At 73.5% G+C, this 2,682-nt stretch carries 1 protein-coding gene; it reads right to left on the bottom strand.

The window, feature by feature from the left end; translation table 11 throughout:
* Positions 1–2,682, bottom strand: a 2,682-nt coding sequence (locus tag ACFPZL_RS12100) for a glycosyltransferase (RefSeq protein WP_382335604.1), incomplete at both ends; no start/stop codon positions are given.

Raw genomic sequence — 2,682 nt, 5'->3', positions numbered from 1 at the left:
CAGCGGCGCCCGCAGCAGCGCCCGCAGCACCGGCACCGCGACGATGCCCGCGCGCGCGCCTCTCCGGACGTTCGACGACCTCGCCTGTCGGCAGTGCGAGCAGCACCATGCCGAGCAGCACGATCACCTGGATCCACCACACGGTGACCCCGCTGAAGCTCGTGCCCTCGAGTGCCTCCGTCGTATTCGCCGGCGTCTCGCTTTCATCGGCGACATCGCCCTGCAGCCGCCACAGGAGGCCGTGGTCGGTCTGCCCGGCGCTGGTCAGCGCGGTGCTCTGGTCGAGCGCCGCCTGCAGCTCCGCGCGCTCCGCCGAGTCGCCGGCCTCGCGCAGCACGACGAACCCGACTCCGCGTTCGGCGAGCGCCGTCTGCAGCCCGACGTCGTTTCCCGTCGAGGCGAGCTTGCCCACGAGGTCCGCGATCCAACGGTCCTGCTCCGTGGCCTCGGGGACGCGGTCGGCCGTGCGCAACCGGTCGAGTCGCACGCCCGGGCCGATGATCAGCTCCGCCCGGACCCGGTCCTCCCCGAGAGTCGTGAGGGAGAGGGTCCGCGTCTCCGGGTCGATCGAACCGGCCGCCTGCACGATCGCGGGCATCTGGTCGTCGCCGGGTCGCAGCTCGGTCTGGGCGGTCGCGAGACGGACGGCCAGCGGGGCGACGGCGATGAGGGCCGCGACGAGGGCGACCGCGACGATCGGGGCGGCAGCCCGCGCGAGCACGGTGCAGCCGACGGCGGCGAGGCTCAGCACGCCGATCCAGTAGAGGGAGAGACCGGATCCGGTCCAGACGGCGACGGCCTCGGGTCCTTCGCCGACGAGCCGCAGTTGCGCGGAGGCCAATGCCGTGAGCAGCCCGAGCCCGCCGATCAGCGCGCTCGTGACCGTGACGAAGACTCGGCCGGTGAACAGTCCGAGGGCGGCGAGCAGAACGATCGGCAGCAGGAGCACGCCGACGAGCAGGGTGGCCGGCGCATCGCCGAGGCCGATCGCATCGAGGATGGGCGCCCAGCCAGCAAGGCCGAACTCCGGGAAGCCGAGCATCGAGTGCCAGACGGTGCCGGGGCGGAAGACGGGGGTGAGGCCGGGATCGATCACGAGGTCGAGCGCACGGCCGCCGATCAGGGCGACGAGTTTCGGCGCGAAGAGCGCGAGCGGGGCGATCGCGGTCGTGAGCACGCGGGTGATGCCGCGCAGAGAGCTCACGAGGCCGACGACGAAGACGACGGCCGCGGCGGGGATGAGGACGGGCGCGCAGGCGAGCGCGACGGCGGCCAGCAGGGAAGCCGATCCCGCCCAGCTCCAGGATTCCCGGCAGCGGGAGGCGGCGAGCAGCAGCCAGGGCAGCACGACGGCGAGGATCACGGTCGGCAGGCGGCCGGCGCCGAGCGAGCCGAGGAGCACGGGGCTGAGCGCCCAGCCGAGACCGATCAGTGCGCGCCCGGCCTTCGACTCGGTGAGCTGCGCGCCCCAGATCCATCCGCCGAGCGTCGCGAGCGGGATCGCGACGATGAGCAGCAGCACGACCGCGTGCGACGGATTCCAGAAGGTCAGCGTGCCGAGCAGCGCGAGCACCCAGGCGAACGGGTCGGCCGGCACCCCGCTCTGAGTGAGAGTGTTCCGCCACAGCTCGCCGAGGGGGCTGAGCGGTGCGAGCGCTCCGCCGCTGAGGCCGGTGCGCGGGATCGCCCACCAGGTCAGCGCGACGGCGACGACGATCGCGGCGACGAGGGTGGCGAGGCCGCCGGTCGACACGAAATGCAGCTCCCGCGTCTGCCGGCCCTGCGCCGCGAGCAGGGCTTCCCGGTCGATCATCCGCGTCGTGCGGACGGTCTTGGGGTCGACGCGCAACGGTCGTACGGCGCTCCAGCCCGCGGTGTCGGCCGCGGCGATCCGTCTCCGCGAGGAGACGATCGACCCCGGGGTGAAGAAGACGCGGAGCGCCGCCGCGAACTCGCCGAGCATCTGGCCGGGCTGCTCGCGGATCAGTGCCCAGAGCACGCGCGCGACGGCGACGAGCGGGAGCCCGAGCCACATGAAGAACGCGAAGAAGGCCGGCGCGTAGGCGATCCGCCGGTGCAGGTGAGCGGTGCGGCCCTGACGGTGCGCGGTGCGCATGACCGCGCGCGAGCGATCGATGCGGGGGCCGGCCACGCCCGAGCGGGCGAAGCGGATCCGCGAGGCGGGCGCCACGACGACACGGTACCCGGCGAGCCGGGCCCGAACGCTGAGGTCGAGGCCGTCGTCGAACACGGGGAGCGCCGGATCGAAGCCGTTCAGCCGCTCCCAGATGTCGCGGCGGACGAGCAGGCCGACCGGGCCGACGCCCAGTACGTCCTGCAGGTGGTCGTACTGCTGCTGGTCGAGCTCCTGCCTGCGCAGCAGCCAGCGGTCACCGCGAGTCGTGAGGCTCTGGCCGAGCTCGATGATGCGTTCCGGTCGATCCCAGTCGACGAGCTTGGGGCCCGCGAGCACGACCGAGGGCGCGCGCTGCACGGTCTCGAGGATCCGCTCGAGCGCGTCGGGCTCGGGCGCCGAGTCCTCGGTGAGCAGCCAGAGCCACTCCTGGACGGCCGGGGCCGCATCGACCGCGGTATCGACTGCCGCGGGAACCGACGAGCCGACCGCCGCATCATCGGCGGTGCCGCTCGCCGATCCCCCGGCCTGCTGCGAGGCGAGTGCGG

The sequence above is a fragment of the Leucobacter soli genome, from assembly GCF_042659205.1.
In the GTDB taxonomy this organism is placed as follows: domain Bacteria; phylum Actinomycetota; class Actinomycetes; order Actinomycetales; family Microbacteriaceae; genus Leucobacter; species Leucobacter soli.
This window is presented reverse-complemented; position numbering and strand designations above follow the sequence as displayed.